The organism is Galbibacter sp. L-19 (genome assembly GCF_056857615.1).
This window is the reverse complement of record NZ_JBSXNL010000033.1, coordinates 1-25,267: the sequence shown is the minus strand read 5'-3', so window position 1 is coordinate 25,267 and position 25,267 is coordinate 1. Positions and strand designations below refer to the sequence as shown.

19 protein-coding genes are annotated in these 25,267 nt (G+C 33.5%); 5 read left to right on the top strand and 14 right to left on the bottom strand.

Annotated features, from left to right (window positions below):
* Positions 1–92: 92 nt before the first annotated feature.
* From AC13CQ_RS03000 to AC13CQ_RS02980, 5 genes are all read right to left on the bottom strand, one after another.
* Entirely contained in the window at positions 93–1,253 is a 1,161-nt protein-coding gene (locus AC13CQ_RS03000; RefSeq protein ID WP_474506923.1) for an efflux RND transporter periplasmic adaptor subunit, read from the bottom strand.
* A gap of 65 nt (positions 1,254–1,318) precedes the next feature.
* Positions 1,319–1,915: a TetR/AcrR family transcriptional regulator gene (locus AC13CQ_RS02995; RefSeq protein WP_335587375.1), complete on the bottom strand. Its 597-nt coding sequence runs from the start codon at positions 1,913–1,915 to the stop codon at positions 1,319–1,321.
* A 179-nt stretch (positions 1,916–2,094) separates the two neighbouring features.
* Positions 2,095–4,794, bottom strand: a complete 2,700-nt coding sequence (locus AC13CQ_RS02990; protein ID WP_474506924.1) for a DUF5695 domain-containing protein — start codon at positions 4,792–4,794, stop codon at positions 2,095–2,097.
* A 96-nt stretch (positions 4,795–4,890) separates the two neighbouring features.
* A complete protein-coding gene (locus tag AC13CQ_RS02985; RefSeq protein ID WP_474506925.1) occupies positions 4,891–7,947 on the bottom strand; it encodes a beta-L-arabinofuranosidase domain-containing protein in 3,057 nt (1,018 codons plus the stop codon).
* Positions 7,948–8,041: 94 nt separating this feature from the next.
* Positions 8,042–10,312 carry a S9 family peptidase gene (locus tag AC13CQ_RS02980; RefSeq protein ID WP_474506926.1) on the bottom strand — a complete coding sequence of 757 codons (2,271 nt, stop codon included), beginning with the start codon at positions 10,310–10,312 and terminating at the stop codon, positions 8,042–8,044.
* Between the two features lie 226 nt (positions 10,313–10,538).
* On the opposite strand from AC13CQ_RS02980, the gene AC13CQ_RS02975 reads away from it, so the two are divergent.
* Positions 10,539–11,378, top strand: a complete 840-nt coding sequence (locus AC13CQ_RS02975) for an AraC family transcriptional regulator (RefSeq protein WP_337899877.1) — start codon at positions 10,539–10,541, stop codon at positions 11,376–11,378.
* 221 nt (positions 11,379–11,599) lie between these two features.
* On the opposite strand, the gene AC13CQ_RS02970 is transcribed toward AC13CQ_RS02975, so the two are convergent.
* Together AC13CQ_RS02970 and AC13CQ_RS02965 are read right to left on the bottom strand one after the other, a co-directional pair.
* Entirely contained in the window at positions 11,600–13,201 is a 1,602-nt protein-coding gene (locus AC13CQ_RS02970; protein WP_337899878.1) for a RagB/SusD family nutrient uptake outer membrane protein, read from the bottom strand.
* A gap of 11 nt (positions 13,202–13,212) precedes the next feature.
* A complete protein-coding gene (locus AC13CQ_RS02965) occupies positions 13,213–16,209 on the bottom strand; it encodes a SusC/RagA family TonB-linked outer membrane protein (protein ID WP_337899879.1) in 2,997 nt (998 codons plus the stop codon).
* A gap of 413 nt (positions 16,210–16,622) precedes the next feature.
* Here AC13CQ_RS02965 and AC13CQ_RS02960 point away from each other — a divergent pair, with 413 nt between their 5' ends.
* The 4 genes from AC13CQ_RS02960 (at position 16,623) to AC13CQ_RS02945 (ending at position 19,910) form a co-directional block, all read left to right on the top strand.
* Positions 16,623–17,432: a hypothetical protein gene (locus AC13CQ_RS02960; protein ID WP_337899880.1), complete on the top strand. Its 810-nt coding sequence runs from the start codon at positions 16,623–16,625 to the stop codon at positions 17,430–17,432.
* 104 nt (positions 17,433–17,536) lie between these two features.
* Positions 17,537–18,472, top strand: a complete 936-nt coding sequence (locus AC13CQ_RS02955; protein ID WP_337899882.1) for an NADP-dependent oxidoreductase — start codon at positions 17,537–17,539, stop codon at positions 18,470–18,472.
* Between the two features lie 9 nt (positions 18,473–18,481).
* Entirely contained in the window at positions 18,482–19,387 is a 906-nt protein-coding gene (locus tag AC13CQ_RS02950) for a bifunctional helix-turn-helix transcriptional regulator/GNAT family N-acetyltransferase (protein ID WP_337899883.1), read from the top strand.
* Between the two features lie 43 nt (positions 19,388–19,430).
* Entirely contained in the window at positions 19,431–19,910 is a 480-nt protein-coding gene (locus tag AC13CQ_RS02945) for a GNAT family N-acetyltransferase (RefSeq protein ID WP_337899884.1), read from the top strand.
* Positions 19,911–20,595: 685 nt separating this feature from the next.
* Here AC13CQ_RS02945 and AC13CQ_RS02940 read toward each other — a convergent pair.
* The 7 genes from AC13CQ_RS02940 to traM all read right to left on the bottom strand — a co-directional run.
* Entirely contained in the window at positions 20,596–20,814 is a 219-nt protein-coding gene (locus AC13CQ_RS02940; protein WP_474506928.1) for a hypothetical protein, read from the bottom strand.
* 2 nt (positions 20,815–20,816) lie between these two features.
* A complete protein-coding gene (locus AC13CQ_RS02935; RefSeq protein ID WP_474506929.1) occupies positions 20,817–21,467 on the bottom strand; it encodes a hypothetical protein in 651 nt (216 codons plus the stop codon).
* A 209-nt stretch (positions 21,468–21,676) separates the two neighbouring features.
* The gene (locus tag AC13CQ_RS02930) at positions 21,677–22,063 is read right to left on the bottom strand and encodes a hypothetical protein (RefSeq protein WP_474506930.1); all 387 of its coding nucleotides are present in this window, start codon (positions 22,061–22,063) and stop codon (positions 21,677–21,679) included.
* A 277-nt stretch (positions 22,064–22,340) separates the two neighbouring features.
* Positions 22,341–23,402: a nucleotidyl transferase AbiEii/AbiGii toxin family protein gene (locus tag AC13CQ_RS02925; RefSeq protein ID WP_474506931.1), complete on the bottom strand. Its 1,062-nt coding sequence runs from the start codon at positions 23,400–23,402 to the stop codon at positions 22,341–22,343.
* 28 nt (positions 23,403–23,430) lie between these two features.
* The gene (locus tag AC13CQ_RS02920) at positions 23,431–24,273 is read right to left on the bottom strand and encodes a DUF6577 family protein (RefSeq protein ID WP_474506932.1); all 843 of its coding nucleotides are present in this window, start codon (positions 24,271–24,273) and stop codon (positions 23,431–23,433) included.
* A complete protein-coding gene (locus tag AC13CQ_RS02915; protein ID WP_482882699.1) occupies positions 24,270–25,070 on the bottom strand; it encodes a DUF4138 domain-containing protein in 801 nt (266 codons plus the stop codon). Before AC13CQ_RS02915 ends, AC13CQ_RS02920 begins: the two co-directional genes overlap by 4 nt.
* Before the next feature lie 86 nt (positions 25,071–25,156).
* On the bottom strand, positions 25,157–25,267 hold a 111-nt coding region (gene traM, locus AC13CQ_RS02910; protein ID WP_482882579.1), incomplete at its 5' end, for a conjugative transposon protein TraM.

Genomic DNA, 25,267 nt, shown 5'->3' with positions numbered 1-25,267 from the left:
ATAAGAGACTCTTTTACAGATGATTAAAAATTAGCTTTTTAACTAAGTCCTTTTAACCATCAAAAAAACAACTACATGAGAGTTATTGAAATTTACTTATAGGCCACACTTTTAGTGTTTTGTTGAATTTTAAAATTATCTTCTGAAGGAGCTACCTTCATACCTGGTCTAATTTTTAAAAGATTTCCAGTAACAATTTTATCATCCAAAGTAAGTCCTTCTTTCACTATTCGGTACTTCATTTTAAAAAGTTTCCCTAGTTTAATAGGCTTAGCATGCACCGTGCTATCTTCAGCAATTACATACACTACTTTATTGGATTGATTGGTACTTATAGCTTCTTCTGGGATTAAAATTGCTGAGGAATTCCCCTTCATAAGTCGTAATCTCCCAAACATTCCAGATTCTATTTTTAGATCTTCATTATCAAAAACTGCGCGCCCTCTAATGGTTCCTGTATTTCTATTAACCTCATTATCAACAAAATCCAGCACCCCTGCTCTGCTATATTCTCCCTCTGTTGAAAGCTTTACTGCTACTGGGGTATTAGAATTGCTATTATAATTAACAAAATCGTTTTCACTTCCTTCAAAATAAAAGTGAATAGGATTAATTTTCACAATGGTAGTTAACGGAGTGGCATTGGCAACACCTCCAGTTACATAATTTCCAGCATCTATAAAGTCGTCACTAATTTTCCCACTAATAGGCGCCTTAATTTCTGTATAGCTCAGATTAAGTTTAGCCTGCTCTAGTCGTGCATTGGCAGCCATTAATTGTGCCTCTGAAGATTTAGCAATTTGTTTACGTTGTTCTACTTCTTCTAAAGATACCGCACGAGAATCTTTAACCGATTCTATTCTGTTGTAATCACTTGTGGTTCGGTTAAGATCGGCTTCGGCTCTTAATTTTTCGGCTTCGGCTTGTTTTAATTCAATATAAAATGGCCTTTGATCGATTACAAAAAGTACTTGTCCTTTTTTTACAATATCCCCATCTTTAAAATTTACCGATTCGATATACCCGTTTACACGTGAACGAACCTCAACTCTTTCAGATGCAGCAAAACGCCCAATATATTCGTCCCAATCATCTACAGAGTTTTGAACAGGATGAACAAATGGAGTTGCCATTAATGCATTCCCTCCATGTTCTGCAGCTTTAGAATCGCTACAAGAATGGATGGCAAATACAAGTACTGCAAGCAAGGGGACTCCAAACACTATTTGTATTAATTTACTTCTCTTTTTCATTTTTCGGATTTTTTTAGTTGTTTTTAATTATAATTGACCGGTCGTCTATTACTAGTTAAAAAAAATTATTTTAAAATAAGAGTTTTCAAAAAGTATAAAAAATTGTTTAGTGGATCTGCACATTTGTTTTCTTTCATAGAAGTAAGCATTCCTTTGTAAGCATCTTCTATAAAATCTACAATTTTAGCGGCGTCTATATTCTTATCAATACTACCGTCTATTTGCGCTTCCTTTACTACATCAACAATTATTTCTCTAGTTTTTTGTTCTTCATGAACAATAGTAGTTCTAATACTTTCACTATGTTCGGCCATTTCTAAACCTATATTACAACCCATGCAACCCAAAGAACAATTTAATTGATCTCTCACTATGGTAACTCTATGATTATAATAATTGAATAGCCTTTCTACAGCAGGAATGTTTTCATGACTAAGAACTTCAATAGTAGCTGCTCTTTTTAATGAAAAATACCGTTGCAATGCATGAACTGTGAAATCCTCTTTTGATTTAAAATAAAAATAAAAAGACCCTTTCGGAACATCCGCAGCCGATACAATATCGTTTACGCTTGTTCCGTTATACCCTTTAGACCATAAAATATTAAGACCTTTGTCTAAAAGGTAATCTGCCTTATCTCTATTTTTAACTGTTGCTGACAACTATTCTAATTTGAAGGAGCAAATATATGACCAGTCGTCTACAAAATCAAACATTGTGATGTTAAATTTATGCAAATAAAAACAATTTGCTGATTACAAGTGTTTTACATCGTGGAACTAAGGACTCTTCCCCCTAACTATTTTAATAGAATTAATAAATATTTATAAGATGCCTCAAATTATAGTTTTATTACTATCTCACTTTCTTTTTCTGAAAGAGGGATTTTATAAGCTCCATTATCCATTTCAAAAGGAAGATTTACATTTTTATTACTTTGTAAAAAAGCTGTAGGAGTATAATCATTTTTGGGATTTAGATATAGTCTTACTTCCTTTTCTTTTTCATTATAGTCTACCTTATTAATACTTCCAGCATCTAGAGTAATTAGTAACCCTTCTGGAGCTATAAAAACTTTATTTTTAGCGGCTGTAGTTAACATCATTTCTACCTTATCTTTATTGCTTTCAATATTTCCACCGAAAGAAACCCAACCAAAATCGGCTGTTTTAGTTAAATAAGAAGTAGAATTAATAGCATACCCAAAAAACCCAGAACCATAGTCGCCCGACAGGTAATCAATTTCCAAAGTTTGCGGAAACGAATGAAAAGCTGCTGGACCAAAACCATCTTTAGTAATATTAGAAATTCCTCCTAACAAACCTCCATATCCCACTTTTAGAAGATGAAAATCGTCTGGAGAATTTTGATACGCTTTTAACATTGGAATGGCATTTAAAGCCGATCCATAATGATGTATTTGTCGTTCTACTCTCGACAATTTTCCTCCATAAAGAAAATCCCAATACCGCCTTGCATTTCCATTATATGCCCAGTGTGGCATGGTAGGCATGTATGCTAGCACTGCATTTAAGGTAATTGCAGCTTTTTCTGTATACCCAAAATAATCGGACCACATAAACACTTCTTCTTGCCCCGTTGAATCCCAAGGCATTTCACTTCCGAAGGGATAATTTAATGACTTCCAATGATCGGCACGTTCTTTCATCTTCAATTCTAAATTCTCGGCTAAATCATTAATTCCTTCCCGTTTTAAATCTTTTAAAACATTCAAAAAAACAGTCCCCTCCATTTGTCCGAATTGTGCATAATACGGAGCTAACTCTGTCATTGCTATAGCTGTATGATATGCTTGCTTTAAATACCAATCCCACGGCTTATTTCCCACTAAACCTGTATGATATCGAGCCAAACGATACATTACCCAATAAGCAGCTGTTACATGCGGATAATTATACGATCTCCCAGGATCGTTAGCGTGTTTATGATTCCAAGCAGCCCATGTTTTATAATTAATGGTATCATTATAAGTTCCTTTAGGCATGCTATCTGGTTCATAATAGAAAACACTTTTTTTAACTCCATATTTATTTTCACCCTCTGCATATTGTATAGTACCCCATAAAGTTTTATGTACAAATTCTGATAGTTTGTCTATTTCCTCCTTATCTGGTTGTACATACTGCTTCATCATTGCTGCCAACCAGCTTCCTGCTCCCCCCTCGTCGCTCAAGCCTGCAATCCATGCTCGGCTATCTTGACTTACTTGCTTTTTTGCTTCATAATCATAAGATATTACCGAAGGATTACGATTAAAAGGATCTTCTTCATTGTCAAACCACTGCTCAGTTGTTAAAAAATGACCAAAATCTGCTATTACTTCCGCTTCCGACTTAATTATTTTATAATTTATAGTTTGCTGTTTTCCATCCTCATAATCAATAGTTATACGAGCTCTACCCCATTGTTGTCCATTGACTTGATATGCTACATAACCACTTTTTAATTGCTGCTTTTTTTCAATAGAAATTGCTCCCTGAGGCTCAACTGCTATATTTTTTATTTTTGAAGAATTTTTAATGAATAATTGTCCGTTTACATTCTTTGGCAACACATATCCTGGGACACCAACAGCTGTTGGCATTTTATGATCGATAAGAGATTGTTGAACATTTTTAATGCTTTTTGCCAATACAAATTTTACCGCAAAGTCTTTTTCTTCATCTGGTTTTAACAGTATCGATGTGGGCTTATTCCATTGCTGTACACCTTTCCATTGATTCTCTGCATAGGCTTTACTCAAAGACATCCATTCATGAAATCCTTCAAAAACTATGCTTCTTCGAGTGGGGTCGTCCAACAAAGGTCTGTATGTCTCAAAAGGCATATTCTCTTCGGGGAGTACCAATAAAGCGGAACCTTTTCCGCTTAAATGCTTAACTTCCAAATACCCTGCATCCATTCCAATATAAGGGTCGAAAAACACATTATCTGCATGAGCTTCATCTAATGATTTTCCTTCTAAAATATTATTGAAAATCATTGGAACTCCCAAAGCTCCAATTTCCAATGGCGCATTACTTGTATTTTTTAAGACAAAACGCAGTATTAAATTCCCGTTATCCTCCTCATAATAACGTTTAATATTTACAGGAAGTTCTTCCGGAAAAGTATTGGTCATATCCGAAGCCATTAAAACATTTCCTTTAACAGAAAGTTTTTCCACAGGCTTTCTTTTGTAAGCTGATGAATAATTTACCCAATCTCCTTGTGTATTTTTCAGCGTTAAATTAAGATCTCCAAGATGATACAAACTGTCCTTATCTCGAATTTCTAATCTTTCCCCGGGAGTAAAATCAAAATTGGCATCTGCTACAGGATATAAACCAGCTACTGTTTGTGAAGTTTTTACCAATTTTAAATTAAATTCTGATGTTTTTACTTCTATAAAACCATTTTCTAATCCTAGGCTAGAAGGCTTCTTGACAATATTATTCCAATATTCCTGAGAATGTCCTTCAAAAGAAAAAAATACTAATAATAAGAGAATAAAATTATATTGTGAACGAGGGTTTATCATTTGTTTATGCGTTTGGTTAATGTATTAAAAAACATACATAGCTATGAGTTCTTTGGGTATTTAAGTTCTTGCTCTACCCTAATTATAAATTTCAGGTTACTTTAATGTAACATCTAAATAAACAGAATACCTATTGTAAGTATCATAAAAAGGTTTGTAAGTAATTCCATCAATTATAAATTCTAATTTTTCAGGATCTCCAGAAATATCCTTTCCTATCTCGTTTTTATCAAACGTAACCTTACGCCATTCTGTACGGGGTTTAGACTCTTGAGCAACAAGTAAAATAGGACCATAAAATAAACTAGCTATATTTTGTTGATCCATTATTGATTCTAAATGAAACTGAAATGGCATTTTTAATTCCACAGTATCCCCGTCTTTCCAAGTACGATTTAAGGTTAGGTAACTTCCAGGAATAGCTTCTACTTTTTCCTCTTTTCCATTAATCTTCACTATAAAACCTTTGGTAGCCCAATTTGGTACACGAACTTTCAAATCAAATTTTCCATTACCATTAATAGTTAGTTGTGTAAAATCTTCTTTCGGGAAAGCAGTTTTTTGTGTAATTGTTAGCTCTTTTTCCGCCCAATGTAAAGTTGATGGCACATATAGATTTACATAAAGCGCGTCATTTTCTACACTTTTAAAATAAATAGAATTTTGAAGTTTTGTACTACTTTCTATAGCTGTACCGTTACAACAAGTAAACCCTTTCATATCTGGATTTCCAAAATGCTTTACAGAACCTGGTCTTAATGGAACATGGTATGTATTTGCAGGAGTTTTCTCTGCTACAGACGCTAGAATATGATTATATAAACCGCGTTCATAATAATCCATATATTCGGCTCTTTGATCAAAAAGAAACAAGTTTCTCGTTAATTTAAGCATGTTATAGGTAGCACACGTTTCATTTTGCCCTCCTGCTGATAATCCATTTTCATATATAGTTGCTGGTTGTGAGATAAAACATTCTGCATTTGCTGGGTTTCGTGCTCCTGCAACTCCACCAATACTATACATATAATCGTTCTTGCTTTTAAACCAAAAGTTATCGGCTATACGGTAATATTCGGCTGTATTGGAATCTCTATACATTTCTATGGCTCCCACAATTTGAGGAATGTGTTGATTGGCGTGGAGTCCTCTAAAAGTATCTACGTTCTTTGCTAGTCCGTTTGAATGGTTAGCATCGCCATAAAACACTTTAATATTATCAAATAATTGTGCCACTTGTAAGTATTTCTCTTCATCTGTTAACCTATATAAACGAGCCATTACTTCATTCATTCCTCCAAACTCTCCCGCAATATATCTATTCCACATACTAATCAAGGTTTCTGTTGGCAACTCATTCAAACGAGCATAAACCCAACTCCCCATTCCTTCTGCAACTTCTAGTGCCTTTTTGTTTCCACTTACTTCATAAATATCTAATAAACCTGCAAGTATTTTATGTAGGGTATAATAAGGAGCCCAAACTTGGGTTTGTTGTCCTCCATAGGTAGCTCCATTTTCTAGCATAATAAATTGATCTGGCGGATATGCACTTATAAAGCCTTCTCCCCAGTTCCAATAATCGGTTCGAATTCCATCTTCACTTAAATCAGAATCATAGTTTGATTTTCCTGGTCCAGGAGGAACTTCTGTTGGATTAGCCACATAGGAACCATCTTTTGTTTTTGGATTTCCAGACATTTGAGCTAATTTGTACAAAGTATTTACCATATACTCCATCTTATCGGCAAAGTTATTTTGGAGCGATTTATCGTACCCCGTACTTGCATATGCCTGTGCAATTGCTGTTAGGTAATGCCCAGTTGCATGTCCGCGTAATTTAGTTTCCTGAGAATCCCATACTCCCAATGGCTCGGCAGCATCTGGTTGCGGCTGACCAAAAGTGTTTCGGAACATATATAAAAAAGCATCTGGATTTGTTTGAGCAAGAGTGCTTATAAACTTATCACGATTTTCAATAAATTTAGATTCATGACCATGAGTATCTACATCTAGAGAAACCTCATCTAACTCAAAAGCCTCTAAAGTTTTATCTGGTGTTGCAGATATTTTTGCATCTTTTACTGTAACAATAGCCTTAGGTTTTAAATTTGTTCCTGCAACACGTCCTATTACCGTATAACTACCTAGTTTCTTAACCTCACTATTGTCTTTTGGCGCAGGCCAGATTACTCTAGCTTTTTCATTTTTTATTCCATTGCTATACACTCCTTTTACATAACGAGGTAAACGAGGTAGGTAACCTACTACAGTTTCTACTTCAATATCTGGTACACTAGTTAAGTATTCGTTATAAAGTTGTGGGGTTGTTTCTGAAAAAATTGGTAGATTATCTTCAGGTTCTTCACGTTCGTTTACAACAGATTCCCCATCAGATAACGCATTTTTATATATTCTAGCTACTTGTTTTTTACTTAATGGGATTCTATAAATTCTAAAATCGTATAATTTAGCATCGAGATAGGATTTAGATGACACCGATTTTCCTATATAAAATTTATTATTTTCTCCTGAATTATTATCGAACAACTCGGCTAGTATAACCTCAACATTTTCAGTTTCTTTTACCAACTTTCCATTTACATAAGTAGCAATAGTTTTTGAAGGAATATTAATAGTAACAGCCACATGATTCCATTCGTTTACTTTTACTCCAGATGAAAGTGTTTGGTACATAGCTCCTTTGGCTGTTGTTATTTCTGCAACCAAGCCATCATTCTCTTTAGTCCCTGTAGGTGCTACAAAAAAATGTGCTTTGTTGCTTTCCCCAAAGTCAAAAAAATACTGATTTGCATTAGAAGAAGTTAGGTATAACCAACCTGTTATACTTATAGATTCCTCATTAGCAACAGTCCCTTTTGGAAGTTCTATATAATTTTTACCTTTTTCTGATAATGAAAGTACTTTCCCAAACTTAGTATCATCTACAAATTGAAATCCATCACCATGAATTTCTCCATGTAAATTATTTCTAGACCAATCTTTTGCATCTCCATTAAAAACATAACGGGCAATTAATCCTGTTTCTCCAATTCCATCAAGAATCTGATCCCCACTTTGCGCTAATACTTTTGATGTACTTAAGGTTAAAAAAACTAACATTGTACATAGTAATAATTTGTATGTTTTCATCTATTTTAATTTTCTCAATTAATTGTTTCTAGTGTTTTAATTATTTCGATAGAACAGTCTAGGCAATAAACTTTCTAAAAAGGTTTAAAAGATTCTAATTGTATATTTCATCCCAAGAAGGAGGATCTACTTCTAATAATTTTTTCACAAAGAAATCCTTACGTTTTTTATCTCCAAATGTTCCTCCAGATGAATGTCCCATTCCTGGAACTACCACTAATTCAAAATTTTTTCCTGCTTTAATTAAAGCATTTGCAAACTGATATGTTGAAGCAGGGTCCACATTATCATCTACCTCCCCAACAATCAACATTAGATCTCCTTCCATTTGGGTTGCATTTTCAATATTTGAACATGCTGCATATTGAGGTCCAATTGGGAATCCCATCCACTGCTCGTTCCACCAAATTTTATCCATACGGTTATCATGGCAACCACAAGAAGCTACTGCCACATCATAAAAATCAGAATTAAAAACTAAGGCTGCACCTGCATTTTGTCCGCCTGCAGAAGTTCCTCTAATTCCAACTTTTTCAATATTCATATATGGATATTTCTTTGCTGCTGCTTGCATCCATAATTTTCTATCAGGAAAACCTGCATCTTTAAGATTTTTCCAACAAACATTATGAAAAGCTTTGGAACGATTGGAGGTTCCCATACCGTCTATTTGAACCACAATAAAGCCCAGCTCTGCCAAAGAAGACATCGACCAATAATGACTTTGAAAACTTTTTGGCACAAAAGAATCATGAGGTCCCGCATAAATGTATTCAATAATTGGGTATGTTTTTGAAGGATCAAAATTTGTTGGACGAACTATAATTCCCCAAACATCGGTTTTCCCGTCTCTTCCTTTTGCATTAAAAACTTCGGGAGACTTCCATCCAGTTGCTAAAAGTTCTGAAATATCAGCTTTTTGCAATTCTTTTATTATTTCACCTTTTTGATTTTTCAATAAAGTAACAGGTGGCATATCTACCCTTGAATATTGATCTACATAATATTGATAATCATCTGAAAAACTTACCTTATGATTTCCATTTTCCTCAGTATATCTTTTAAAGTTTTTTCCATTAAAATCAATGCTACAATAGTGTTTAAAATATGGATCTTGATCTTGATCTAAACCACTTGCAATAAAATAAATACGCTTGTTTTCTTCATCTACTTTTACCACTTCCCGTACTGGCCACTTCCCTTTTGTTATTTGGCGAATTACTTTTCCAGTTTTTGCATCATATAGATATAAATGATTCCAGCCATCTCTTTCGGATGCCCAAATAATCTGTGCTCCATCGCTAGTATCATATCGATATTTTTTTCCGCTATAATCAATAAAAGTTGGGCTGGTTTCATTAATAATTACCTGTACTTTTCCAGTAGTTGCATCAACAAAAATCACCTTATATTTTTGGTGTCCGCGCTCATTATATTCAAACCTAAAAGCACTACTGTCTTCTAGCCATTGTATAGTTCCTAAATGAAATTGTTGCTGAAACTCATCTGTAGGAATTCTTATATGCTTTTTTGATGCAATCAAAAATAACTGCGGACTCCTAAATGCAACTTGATCTCCTGGTTTTAAATAATCTCTCGATTGTAGCTTTGGCTGCAACTGATCTGTAGGACTAGACTCCACAAAATAAATCTTATGATCTTCTGCTGGACGTAATTTGTAAGCCATAATTTTCTTACCATCTGGAGCCCATTTTATTTGCCATGAATAGTAATAACCATTAGACCCATCATAACTCAGCTGAGTTTCTTCCTCCGTCTTAATGTTTTTTATATATAAATTGTAATTCTTAACATATGCAGTATACTTCTTATCTGGAGAAACTACTGGTTCCCCTTCCCGTTCATCATCTTTACTTCCCCAGTAATGCTGGCGATTGCTCTTTTCTAAAGTATCTAAAACCGTTAAGGTATAATCGGATAGGTTACATTTAACTTTGAGACTATCGGTATTAAATAAGACAGAATTTTGTTCTGTATTAAACTCTAAATCTGTTATAGCAATCTTCCCACTGGTAATTGTACCTTCTGTTAAAATTGATAAACTCTTAGCCATTCTCTCATGATCAAAAGCCAATTCTTGGGAACTGCTTAAAGCGTTTACTTTTATATACTCTTTTCCTTGTGGCGTATTATTTACATACCAAAATAATTGATTGTTTTGCCAATAAAAAGCAGTTGGAGTATTGTATGTTTTGTTTTTAAACAATGTGTCTACAGCAATAGATCTTTTGTAATCTTTCAATGTTCCTTGTGCAAAGGAGAATAAAGAATTAAAAAGTGTTATAAACACACATATTTTACAGAGGTAGGTTTTCTTACTATACATAAGTATAAAACTATACATAAAATATGCCTTTTAGTTGAAGAATATTACCAGAATATCATACTATCTTATCCGTTAAAAGATAAAACTACGATTTACAATGGTATTTTGGTATTAAGAAATAAAGGAAACCACAAGAACACCATAACTATTATAAGTAAAAATTAGCTAATTGTAGTATTATATTACCCTAAATAGTATATTTATACGTTATTATGACTAATATTGTTTAATTAGTTATATTATTATGAAAGTACTCCCCTTTAAAATACCTAAACCAGAACAAGAAGCACTGGTATATCAAGAAGATCATGAAGTTTATTTTTACGATCAACTCCATCAACATGAAGAAATTCAGATAAGTTTTATTAAAAAAGGAAGCGGTTCTTTAATTGTTGGAGACTCCATAAACACCTATAATAAAAATGATATTTTGGTTATAGGTGGAAACATCCCCCACGTTTTTAAGAGTGATGTTGAGGCAGCTCCAGAATCTATTATGTATACTTTATTTTTTACAAAGCATGCTTTTGGAAATAACTTTTTTCAAATAAGCGACATGGAAGCTACCAAAGATTTTTTTAGACCTGCAGAATATGGTATGAAAATTTCTAAAAATCATAATAAAATCATTAGAGTTTTTAATAAACTCCAAAATCAAAATAAAATACAACGTATTGCTTCATTACTGAAAATTATAAATCAGATTATTGAAACTGAATACACGCCTCTTTCTTCTTTTGTATATGAGAAAAATTATACAGATGATGAAGGAAAACGTATGAGAGCTGTATTTGAACATGCTATGGAAAATTACCACAATCAGATAACTTTAGAGGAGGTAGCAAATATTGCTAATATGACTAAAAATGCATTTTGTAGGTATTTTAAAAAGCGTACCAATAAAACTTTTTTTCAATTCTTAATAGAAATACGTATTGAAAATGCCTGTAAATTACTTTATAGAAACAAAGAAATGTCTATTACAACCATTTCTGAATTATGTGGTTTTCAAAATATTACAAATTTCAACAGAAAATTTAAAGAGCTTAAAGGCACTACGCCATCTCAATATAGAGCTCAATAAATAAACTTGATAAGTTTACGAGGAAATCAACTACCTCGAGGCAAGCCTACGAGGTATTCAGAGGAAACAAATTAAATCCATTTCGATGCAGAGCCCTTCGATAAACTCAGGACAAGCTCTGGGGAATTAAACCCTCAATGAGGGATTAAAAAAGGCGAATGATAAAATCATCCGCCTTTTCCTTTGGTGTAAAAATAAACTAACTAAATCTAATATGAAGACTAATAGCCAGGATTTTGTTTTAAGTTTGTATTGGTATTTAGTTCTTCTAATCCAATAGGAAATATAATGGTATGATCTCCTTGTGGAGTATGATTATACCAGTTTTTGGTTTGAAAAACTCCAAAGCGAATTAAATCGGTTCTTCTATGAGCTTCCGCAGCAAATTCCCAGCCCAATTCATCTAAAAAGCGACCATATTTAACAGGAGATTGATCTCCAGGAGCATCAATACTTCCATCTTCTGCTAGTGTTCCATATTCTACAGTGGTATCTGCTTCCAATTCTGCACCAGTTACAGTAGCATCTGCTGGATTGTCAAAAGAACGCATACGCACCTCGGTTACAATTTGAGCTGCAACTCCACTTTGACCAGTTCTTAATAAACTTTCAGCTTTCATCATTAAAACTTCTGTATATCTTAAGAAAGGAAAATCGTTATTCAACGCTCCAGTAGCTCCTGGTTCAATTTCATATTTTGCACAACGAAATCCTTCAGTAAAAGTACAGTCGTAAATACTTGGCATCTCTTTTACTAAAGTCATTACAACACTCCCATCTTTAGCATTTAATTGGTCTCCCATTAACCAAGTATCGGATAAACGTTTATCTGTTGCTTCGTAGCTATCTATAAATTGCGGATTACAACTTGAACCTCCCCAAGGCTGTGATTCCATATCAAACACCAATCTATGATCTGGCAATAACATTTTCATATGCGCATTCCATTCTGCAGCATAAATTTGATCATAAGGAACTGCAAAAACCATTTCAGGATTTCCTTCATTTTGAGCACTAAAAATATCTCGGTAATTAGCAGAAAGGCTATATTTTTTACTATTTATAATTTCATTACAAGCAGCAATACATTTATCCCATTGCGGCGTTCCTGTATATACTTCGGCATTTAGATATACCTCTGCCAACACATGGTATGCAGCCCATTTTGTCATCCGTCCATAAGTTGACTGATCTACGGTTTCAGATAGTGAAGGAATCACCTCAGTTAATTCGGAAACTATAAAATTGTAAACTTCTTCTCGGCTACTCTGCACTGGTAATTCATCACTATAGCTTGCTATAATAGGCACATTTCCGTGGGTATCTATTAACATTGAATAATACAAGGCTCTTAAAGCTCTCATTTCGGCAACAATATTAGCAGCTTGTTCTTCAGAAACTGGTAATCCTCCAGATTCAATTTGTAGAATCACTCTGTTTGCACTATTGATACCGTTAAAACACGTTATCCAAGAATTTCTAGGCTGGTACTGCGTATTATCCCATTTATGAAAATGCATTCTCTTATAAGTTCCTCCATCATCCCAACCGTTTGGTCTTGTAGGAGTTACAAACATATCTGCAGGCTCTTCCTGCACATCAAAATAACCCTGCCACCCCATAATATATCTTAAAGGAGTGTATGCTGAAGCCATTACAGCCACAATATCTGTTTCTGCAGGAACAAAAGAATCTTCTGTTACCTCTGAAAAAACCTCTTCATCAAGATTTGTACATCCTACAAAAGTAAAACCTGCTACTAATGCGAACATCCAAAATTTTATCATAAATGAAGTCATATAATTTATTTTTCTATTATTCATCGTTTAAAATTTTATAATGTGAAATTAATTCCTAGTGTAAATGTTCTGGTAGATGGATATTTATCCCTTTCATCATTTCCAGGTGCAAGTCCGTCTCTATTAACCTCAGGATCAATCCCCTTATAACTAGTAAAAGTTGCTAAGTTTAATCCCGAAAAATAGATTCGGAAACTGTCTGTAAATTTTAAAGCATCTTTAGGTAAAGTATATCCTAAAGTAACATTATCAATTTTTAAGAAATCTCCATCTTCAACATAATAACTTACATAACGCTGTACATCGTTTAAAACTGCTTTTCCATACACCTCATCAAATGCAGAATCTAGCACATTGTAATTTACTGTAGGGTTCTCATAAAACATTCTTGAAAAATTAAGTATTTGATAATCAAGCGCTCCACGTAAATTCATGTTAAAATCCCAGTTTTTATACCTTACTGTGTTATTCCAACTATAATAAGCGGTTGGCAAACCATTTCCAAGAATTTGTCTATCCTCGGTAGTAGCTTCTGTAGCAGGAATAATTCTTCCGTCTGGAGTTTCTATAAGAAAAACCCCATCATCTGTAATATCTACACTTTTAAGCCCAAAGAAATTCCCAATAGGTTCCCCTTCTTTTACTCGATGTGTTTCTATTTGGATTGGTTCTCCAGTATATCCTTGATCAAAAAAATCATTAGTCAACTGGAATTCATCATTAGATAAAGAAACTACTTTATTGGTATTTGTAGAATACGTTAAATTAGCAGTCCATGTAAAGTTTTCTGTTTCAAATGGAGTTACATTCAGTAAAAATTCCAACCCTGAATTTTCAAGTTCCGCCACATTTGCTGCTATAGTTCCATAAAAATAAGGAGGTGTTGGTACGCTATAATCAAACAATGCTCCTTCTGTTCTTCTTTGATAATAATCTACAGAACCACTAATACGATTGTCTAAAACTCCAAAATCCAATCCAAAGTTTAACTCTTTCTTCTTTTCCCAGCGTAAATTTGGATTTGCATTTCTAGAAGGCACTAATTCTCTAATCCACTCTCCATTGTTTAAAAAGTAGTCGCCATAAGTTAATCCACTAAGCGATTGGTAATTTGAACCTGCATTAATTCCAGTAATACCATAACCTGCACGAAGCTTTAAGTTATCAATCCAGTCAACATTTTCCATAAACTCTTCTTGATCTATACGCCATCCAGCGGAGATCCCTGGGAAATTACCCCATTTATTGTCTTCTCCAAATCGAGAAGAACCTTCATGACGGATACTTGCTAACAACAAATAACGGTCGTCATAATTATAAGTTACCCTTCCAAAAAAGGCTATTAATTTATCTGAGTTTTTATAACTACTCATGCCTGCTTCTCCAAGCTGTAGACCTTGCCCAGAACCAATATTATTATAAGAAAAACCATCTGTTGGGAAACGTCTGTTGGTTGCCCAAAAGCCTTCGTTTACATTATCTTCATAATTATAACCCGCTAAACCTGTAACGGTATGTTTTCCAAAAGTTTGTTTATAATCGAGGGTTAATTGTCCATAATTTCCTCTATAATCGTCTGTCCCTCTGGAAGCAAAACCATCTTGACCATATTTTACAGTCGACACATGATTTTTAGTTTGGTAGAATCCACGAATGTTTGAATTTCCTTTTCGTGTATACAATCCTTTCAACGTAAAATTATCATTAAAATCATAACTCATACTAAAATCAAAACGAACATTTCTATAACGATTCTCCCCTATTGTTTCTTGAATATAACCAACAGGATTATCATAGAAATAAACATCTCTTTCAAACCAATTACCATTATCATCATAAACGGGCTCGGTAGGGTTACGTATAATGGCCTGTCTATATATGTACGGATCAAAACTGGTACCATCTCCAAGAGCGTTGTAGACCTGCTCACTCGCAATCATGGCAACATTTGTTTTCAATTTATTATCAAACATTGCATGGTTTACACTAATACGACCCGTATATTTTTCGGTCTCCGACTTATCGAAAATTCCTTCTAAATCTCTATAGTTAATAGATGCTGTAATATTAATAGCATCATTTCCACCTCTAAAAATTAAGTTATGAACTTGACTTACGGCGTCTCTAGTAATCTCGTCCAGCCAATCGGTATCGTGACCAAAATCTTGTAAGTTTGCGCCAACAAAAGTATATCCTTCAGCATATTTTTGTCGTAATTCTCCTGCATCCAAAAAGTCCATTTGTCTTGCAATGGTAGACAAAGAAGAATATCCATTGTATTCTATAGAAGGCTTTGCATTATAATTTCCTTTTTTGGTAGTAATAATAATAACTCCATTAGTTCCACGAGTTCCATATATTGCTGTAGCAGAACCATCTTTTAAAACGTCTATCGACTCAATATCCTCTGGCGCTACAGTACCTAAGCTCCCCGGCACTCCATCTACCAATACCAATGGATTTGTACCCCCGCTTAAGGAGGAAGTTCCTCTTAATTTTATTTGGGAGCTCTGTGTAGGATCTCCAGAAGGGGCAGATACTGTTAAACCTGCAACTTTTCCTTGTATAAGTTGTGCAGCATCTTTTACATTACCCTGTACAAAGTCTTCCGACTTTACGGTGGCCACAGCACTGGTTACATCTGCTTTCTTTTGAGTTCCATAACCTATTACTACTACTTCATCTAGTTCTTGAAGGTTCTCTTTAAGTGTAATATCAAAAGTAGTTTCTGTTCCTACTTTTACTTCTGAATTTGTAAAACCTATGTAAGAAATTACAATCGCTGCATTTGAAGATGCAACCGACATTTCGAATTCACCATCAAAATTAGTCACAACACCATTTGAGGTATTTTTTTCTGCCACAGAAGCTCCGGCAATTGGTATTCCTTGTTCATCTCTTACAATTCCATTAATTTGTTGTTGCGCCAACGAAACAAATGAGGTTAAAAGAAAAAATAGTGTAAAAAGCAGTTTTGGAATACCAAAATTTATTCCAGCTTTTACCCTATGAGGGAAGTTAGTTTGTTCCATAATACATGTTTTTCTAGTTAGAATTTAGTTTTGGATTAGCTATATATTTGAAGTAAAGCACTTCATATATATTTAGTGTCTTTATTACACTTGTAAAATTATAACTAAAAAAAATGTTAAATATCTATATATTAGCTAATCCTCATACTATATTATCTTGTTTTACTTAATAAACTAGCTAAAACATGAAATTTGAAAAATGTAGTAACCTTTAAAGTATTCCAATAGGTATAGCTAAATATTTACTTCTTATGTATTAACTCTACGCTAGCATTTACCTACTCACCTACTCAAGTTTTCAAAACTTCTTATTTGCTTCTTTAGATAATTAAAAGTTGGTATCTAGCATTTTTTAAAATATTTTTACATTTATGTAAAATATTACGTAAATTTGCACGTAAATAATTTTAGCTATGAAAACAATATTATATTTAACCGATTTGTATTTTAAGGCAAATGGAAGAAATTACTATCAGGAAGATTTATTTATTACCTCAAAATTAAAGGAGCACTTCAATATCTTAATAGGAAACCCTCAACAAGCAATAGCTTTATTGAGTAAGGCTGACCTTGTTGTTTTTAGAAATACTGGAGCTGTAATCGGTTATCAGGAATACTTTAATAGATTTGTTGCTATTGTAAAGAATGAAAATATCAATATTTTTAATTCCTTTGATGGCAAGGCCGACATTAAAGGAAAACAATATTTATTAGATTTGATGGATACCGAATACCCCGTTATTCCAACCGTGGAACATATTTCGGATATTGATGCCTTAGGAAACCCAGAAAAATACATTGTAAAGATAAAGAACGGTGCTGACTCTATAGGAATGGAAATCTTGACCAAAGAAGAACTGCTACAGACAAACCCCGAAGAAAAACTAATACAGCCTTTCCTAGATTTTGAATATGAAGTATCCTTTTATTATTTAGATGACAAATTCCAATATGCATTATACGCACCACAAAAGGAAAAGCGTTGGGACCTACAAGAATACAATGCAACCACTGAAGATTTGGATTTTGCCAAACAATTTATAGAGTGGAATAATATTAAAACAGGAATTACTAGAGTTGATGCCTGTAGAATGAAAGATGGTTCTCTCCTATTGGTTGAATTAGAGGATTTGAATCCGTTTCTTTCCATTGAGCTTTTATCCAACAATAAAAGGGATAAGTTTATGAATTGCTGGATAGAGGTATTAAAAAAACTTTGCTAAATTTTTAAGTTTCAAAATATTTAAAAGATTAAAACAAAAACACCTCTAACCTTAAATTGATAGCTCTTTGTTAATTTTAGAAATATTATAAAAGTAAAAAAGTTATGAAAGCGATTATATTATCAAAAAAAGGAAATGTAAACCAGCTTAAATATACTGAACTTCCACTTCCATCCATAAGAGAAGGGGAAGTGCTTGTTGAGACCAAAGCTATAGGTATAAACCCCATAGATTTAAAAACAAGAAATGGAAAAGGAGTTTACACTATGCTTCAAAATGAAGATCCTATTATTCTCGGCTGGGAACTTTCGGGAATTGTAAAAAAAACCTGTTCAGAAAAGTTTAATGAAGGTGACGAGGTTTTTGGGTTAGTAAACTTTCCTGGGCATGGTAAAACTTATGCAGAATTTGTAGCATGTTCCGCTAATAATTTGGCAAAAAAGCCTGAGGAAATTTCCCACTTTGAAGCTGCTGCAACAAGTTTAGCTGCTTTAACAGCTTATCAGGCTTTGGTATATCTAGCTAAATTGAAAAGTCATCATAAAATTTTAATCCACGCTGCCTCGGGAGGCGTAGGACATTTTGCCATTCAGATTGCAAAACACATAGGTGCCTATGTAGCGGGAACTTCTTCCATAGAAAACAGAAAATTTGTATTAAGTCTAGGCGCTAATAAACATTTAGATTACAAGACTGATGCGTTAGAAAAAGAACAGAAAGACTATGATATTGTTTTGGATACTATAGGTGGACAAAACATAGATCGTTCTATTCCGCTAATAAAAAAAGGAGGCATCCTTATTTCCATTCCTTCTGGAATGAATAATTCTGTAACGGAAAAGGCATCCAGAAATGGAATTGAAGGAATGAAATTTACAGTGCAGTCTAATGAGAATGACATCAATGTAATTGCGGGTTATTTACAACAAGGAAATCTCAAACCACACATTTCAAAAGTATTTAATTTTGAAGCTATAGAGAAGGCTCATACTCAAATAGCAAGCGGTCATACGGTAGGAAAAATCATTGTAAATCTATAAAAGAATACTATGAATACAATAGAGAAAGCAGGAATATTAGCCATAGCAGCAAAGCTTCAAAATGTATTAGATACGCTAAGAGATGCTGGTAATTTATTTTATCAGGCACACGACATAAAGTTTGAAACCAAATGGTTTCCGCCAATATATGTACTCTCCATAGTCAACCAATTAAGTGTAACCGAATTAGCTAAGGAAATTGGGTTAAGTCATCCTGCAGCCATCGGATTATTAAAGGATATTGAAAAAAATGGTCTTATTTCCTCTGTAAAAGATAGTAAAGATGAACGAAAGCGTAACCTTATGCTCAGCCCTAAAGGAAGAGAAATGGTTAGCAACTTAAAACCTTATTGGGATAGTATTGCTAGTACCCTTTCTGAAGTAACAGCGAATCCACATAACCTGTTTATAGCTTTAAATGAAGTTGAGAAGCGACTTGAAGAAAAACCCCTTTTGGAAAGACTCAATGAAAAGGCATTTCATATTTTTGAACAATCCAAAAAGAGTTCTATTACCATTGAAGTTTGCAATAATATATATGCTTTAAATTTAGCTAAGGCTATAAAACAAGATGTACTTTGGGAACAGTATAACGAAGAGAGTAATCAAGATATTACCGAAAGTAAACTAATGTATTTCCTTGCTAGCGTTAATGGTTTACCAGCTGGGTTTATAGCCATTTACAGTACAAATTACGACATTGAAATAGATACAATTGCAGTATTAGAGCAATATAGAAATCAAGGTGTAGCAAGAAAACTAATTCAACATATTACTCAGTATCTCCCTGAAAAAAAACTGATTCTAACCACCTGTAAAATTCATCAAAAAAACTTTTTTGAACATCTTGATTTTACACTTAAAAAAGTTGACAAAAAAAATTATTTAGCAACAATGCAATTGAAGATTAACTAATATAATAGACTATTACCAAGCTGTATCAACATACTATTTTAAAATGAAACAAAAGCAAACGAACGTACAAATAATTCCTTATAACGATTCTCACAAGGAAGCCTTCAGAGCTATAAATTACCAATGGCTTACTCAATTTTTTGAAGTTACTAGTTATGACAAACCCTTTTTTGATAACCCTAGAAAAGAAATCCTCAATAAAAATGGATTTATTTTCTTGGCTGCTATAGAAAATGAAATTGTAGGCTCGGTTGCATTGGAGAGAATTTCAGACAAAGAGTATACCCTCACTAAAATGGGAGTTAAGCAAGGTTTTCAAGGATTAAGGATTGGGCAATTACTAATGGAAAAAGCATTGAGAAAAGCTGAAGAACTAAATTTGGATAGTTTAGTTCTCTATACCAATCATAAATTAGTACAGGCCTTAAATTTGTACTGTAAATACGGGTTTCGTTTTAAAAAACTTGAAAATCCATTGGTAGAAAGAGCCACCATAAAAATGGTAAAAGAATTTGTAATCTGAATATAATGAGCTCCAATAATTTTACTGCTTTGAAAATTGAATCCAAACTTCATCTAATTTAAAAACTCTTTGATTATAGATATATATATATTTTAAAAACACAGTTTAACTTTACAAATATAGTTGAGTTAAAAAATGTCCTAAACTTACTTTCAAAGAATATCCCTACTCCATTTATTAAATTATTAATACCGTTAAAAATCACACTAATGGCAGCTCCTATAAGTACTGCTGCAACTATGGATTCTTCACTAGTATCTACATAAAGTAACGGATTATTTAGTACATAACCATAACGGTTAAAGCTTTAATAATCCGTAAAGATTATATGGAAAAGTACTTAAAAACAAAAAGCTCAGTATTTTCATACAGAGCTTTTATTTTGTGACCTCGCCAGGATTCAAACCTTTCTACGAAAATTCTAATACCTTCAAGGTTCTTTATACTTCTTACAAAATCAATTAACCGAACTGTTAACCTTTTGATTTGATTTACTTTGTGGCAATCTAACTTTCAATCTATAACAAAGGTAAAACTTTATTAAAGAACAATTTGTTCCAATTATATTTTCAACAGAGATAAATACTGCTGCTATCTTCTATATTAATAACATTGTTCGTGCCTTACAGAGCATTACATACCACACGAAAAGATTCGTGTGGTAGTAAATGTTTTATAAAAAATGCTACTTATCTACAAATAATAAAGCCCATCCAAAACTCCTGGCTAATTCATTATAAATGATTCCACATCCACATAAAATGATAACAACTCCCCCAACAAACCCTTTAGCACTTGTAATGTCATGAGAAGGGTTATTTTTGCTCAAAGGGCGTCTAAACATAAAAAACAAAACGCCTCCAAGAAGGAGTAAAACTCCTTTTCCTATTTCTAATAAATCCATTATCATCTATTATTTAATCCCTGTTGTGATTGATAAAGCATATTCCGCCATGTTTGTCTTAATAATTCTTCTTGAAATTCAGTTACGTGAGGCAACATTTCGATTCCTATTTCTCCAACCTCTTGCGCAAACATAAATCCACCCCCTTGACCAAATTCTGAGAAATTAGTAGACAACATTACTTCACCAACTCCTCCAATAGTAGATACTCCATTCCCTACTATTGATAATGGTATTCCAATTTCAGCCCCTACAACAGTCAATGTTAGCGCATATCCAGCAGTGCTAATATATCCTCCTGTTCTTGAAAGAGTCTTTGCTCCTTCTAGCAAACTTCTATTCCAATCCGTACTTTTTATCATTATACTGAACGTTGCGGTCTTATTTATTCCAGTAGACGGATTGTACCAAACTTTTGTCTGCGGATCCCACTGCAGTAGTTCATCACTAACACCTTCAACGGTTGTCGTCGGACTTACACCTTTGTTTAACGTGTTTGCATTAGGTCCATTCACATTGGACGAAGTCAATCCCTTATTTGCGCCTCTCCAAAATGAATCTCCTCTGCTGATAGCTTTAAATCCATTAGTTATTCCTTTAACCAATCCCCTATTATTGCTTGCTCCGATAAGAAATATTCTAATACAACTCATTTTTTTTTAAATGATGCTAACTCAGAACTCCCTGAAACGTCCTTTTAAGTTTTTTCTTGAAAATTTCCTTTTAATCTATTACTATTATAATACTTATTAGCATTCCTAATGATATATGAAGATTATCTACAAATAATAATTTACTTATTTTGCTGTGCCAAAAAACTTTATGGAGCAGACTTTAAAACTGATCTTAAAATTTCTTTTATTTAAATATCTAATTTAAATTTAATTGTATCCCCATTTTTTATGACGTAAAAAAAAGGATTTTTTATTTTTTTCATAATAATAAAAGGTACTTTAACATCATGTAATAGTATTGTTGGGTTATATTCTTTTCCTTTTATTATAGGTGTAACTCTTTTATACAACCAATTAGGTTGACTATCCTTTAATCTAGCATAAGGGTAAACTAACAATGTATCATTAATTATAAGATCCCCTCTATTGTTATACATTCTCTCAACTGGAAGACTATCTATCACATATGAAGAAGTAAACTCTTCCATAGAATTGAAATAATTCCTTTGGAATAAAAATGTTAATAATCCAAAAATGATAGCAGCAATAATACATACAACAGCAAACTTTTTCATACTTATTTTTTATCTAACTACACTAGTACCCCATTCTAGATTAAAATCAAGCCCAAAAACTGTACTCACACCGTATCCAATACTTGCGCCTTGACCTAATACAAATTCTCCAGTTTTTAATGGAGAATAAGACCAACTTCCCCCAATGCTTACACCAACATCTGCGCCATAACTTAAAGAAAAATATTCTCCTGAAAAAGTATTTCTCGTTATGTTTTTAACGCTTCCTGAATAATATAATTTTGAAAGAAATAGTGTTCCTATGTCTTACATTTTTTCAAGACTTTGATAAAAGTATATAGGCTTTAAACCAATAAAAGAATGATTCCGGATTTGACCTCTTTAGTTTATTTAATCGGGTTTCGAAAGGTTGTTCTATAATCCAATCGGTTAATTCTCTTGGATCTGTAAATCGTTCTATTTCTTTTGTTCCTGTTTGAAGAATGGCTGATATATAAGCAGCCTTTGATGCCGGTATCATGGCACGCTCTATATGAAAGTTTTCAGAAAAGATATAATTTTTGATGTTCTGAATGCCTTTATGAAGCTCGGCAAAACTTCCATTACCGCTTTTGCCCCTAGTAGCAATAACCATTGTTGTTTCGAATATGTCTTTTAAAACATCTTCCGGGCTTAGATTCTTCATGCCCCGATACGATAACTCGGTCTTGGCAAATTGATTAAACACAGTAGAAACAATTTCCATGTCTTCAACCATATCAAATAGATGACCAACATCAAACAGTTGTTTAATAATCTCCACTTCCTTCTCTCTGTTATAAGGAACACCTGTTGTGTTGGGAGCAAACGCCGTTAGTTTGTCCCCTAGAATGGCTTCAGGTATAGGAACTGTTACCGTTAAATTTTCCCCTTCTGATTTTGTAAATATGGAAGCAATTTCAATTTCAGCAGTATAGTCCTCATAATGGCTTTCCTCGTACAGAATATCCAACAAAATATATTCTTTCTCTGCTTTAGTGTTAGTAACCGGTTTGTAATAGAATTTATAATGAGCCTTTTCTATATCCGATTCTATTTCACGTTCGTTTTCCGAAAATTCAAGGAAATCTGAATTTTGAATAACATCACTAAAAATTTGCTCGATTTTCTGTGGTCTATTGGAAACAATAACGTCCACATCTATTGATAGTCTTTTGGGAGAAGGAAGTAACAGCATGAGTGCGGTACCTCCCTTAAATATATAATCAAGCCTACTATTTTGAAGATGTTCCAACAAGTATAGTGCCCGTACTACTTTTTCGACTAGTATAGGATCGGATTTATGTTTTCTTGCAACATCATCTATCCATTTTATTGTTAATGAATCCGGGTGTATCATTGTACTAAGATTCGGCAGTTAACACAGTTTACTGCCGTTGTTTTGATTTGTTTATTAGCTCTTGTATTTCTGACCTTTTAGTTCTTCTCGTTGCGTAACGCAACATTCTCGGCTCATTGATATGGTATTTATCAAAAGCAGTTTGATATATCCTTTGTAGTTCTGCACCCTGAAAAGTTGCATACAAATCAGGGGCGCAATAGATATCAACCAACATTTTTTCAAGGGTTGTTGTACTTACTTGATTAACCTCTTGTATGGGAGCCTCTGTGGTCAAGTGTGTTATTATAACAGGCTCTTTTGCATTGGCCACATATTGGTTCAGTATCTCTGTTGAAGGGTTAAGAAATACATTTTTGTCCTGGTCGTTCAATGCGTAAAACACGGATTCCATAACATCCCTATCCACCTCCAGTATGGTGTAAAATCGACCAGGCTGGTGAAGCATAAATTCATTGAGCCATTTAGTAGACCATACACAAGTATTAACAAACGGAAACTGGTCATTAATTTTCCTGAATAGTTTTTTTAGGGATTTGTCGGTTTCGGGGACATACTCTTGAATTTCACCCTCTGAAAGCGCATAGACCCCCCTTGATAACCTATGTAGGATTCTTTTTTGGGTCAGCTTATAGATTCTCCAATCTATAGTGGATCGTTTTATCCGTTCATTAAATTGCTCATAGAAATCAACAATATCCTGAATGGTTATTTTTTGACCAGGAATAAATCCTTCCTTTAACTTATCTATATGTAAAGATGTATATGACAAAACAATTCGTTTTAACAAAGATAATAAAAATCTAAGATTCGGCAGAAAATTATTTTTACTGCCGAAGTTTAATATTTTTAATCCATCTATAATTTTCAAAGTCTAGTTTCCAATTTGACCTTTCTCCCCCCATTCAATTCCTGCAATTCCACCAATAATTTTTCCTTGTCTCCTAGCACATATTTTGGTAGTACATATACAAATCGAAGTAACTGACCATTCCATATCCTATAAGGATGGTTACAAATGTATATCGGTTTCATTTCAAGTCTTTGATAGGAAGCTTTTCGTTTCTTATTCCCGCTGACACTGTAAACTTTTAAAAAGTTAGTTTCAAAAGTAATACCCGAAGTATTGGATACTTCCATGACTAAAAAGGTTACAGATTTGTGATAAACCATTTTCTGAAGCTGTAGTTTAATTCCATTCCTTTTTTTAGACGCTAATCTTTTGGGGTTAGTTTTAAGTAAGTATTTACTAAAGGATTTATAGTATGCCAAACTTTTCTCCATACTATCCAATGCTATCTGTTTGGGTTTTGGCTTCACTAAAAGCGGTACTTCAGTACCTATACTTTCTGTTTTTGACATAAAATAATTTAGTTTAGGTAGCTGTTCTGCATATTTTAAAATATATGAGTACACCTGCCCATCATCAGTAACAATTAACAAATTACTTGCTTCCCCAGGCTGCGCTTGTAATAACCCGAAATACTGTTTTGTCTCCCGATTATAGGTAAACACAAAATGAGAAGCCCCTGTAATTCCTTGACGGATAGGTTTTGGAAAAAATAGCGCCACATTTTTCTTATTGTTAGCATACAATGTATCTAATATAACTTGGGCATGTATAGAACTTGATACAATTAAGGATATAAGTATAACTATTGTTTTCATGTGTTCATGTTTATTGTTTTTCAAATGTCAAATGAAACATCCATACAATCATCTCTTTATATGTTCAAGAAATAACAAAGAATGTCTCATTGCTTGAGTTTTAATATTAATTGATAATTGTCCATTACCGTCACCTTCACTTGTCGGTTACTCCTTCTAAAAAGCTGCTTGATACCACTTACTTGTGGTACTCCAGC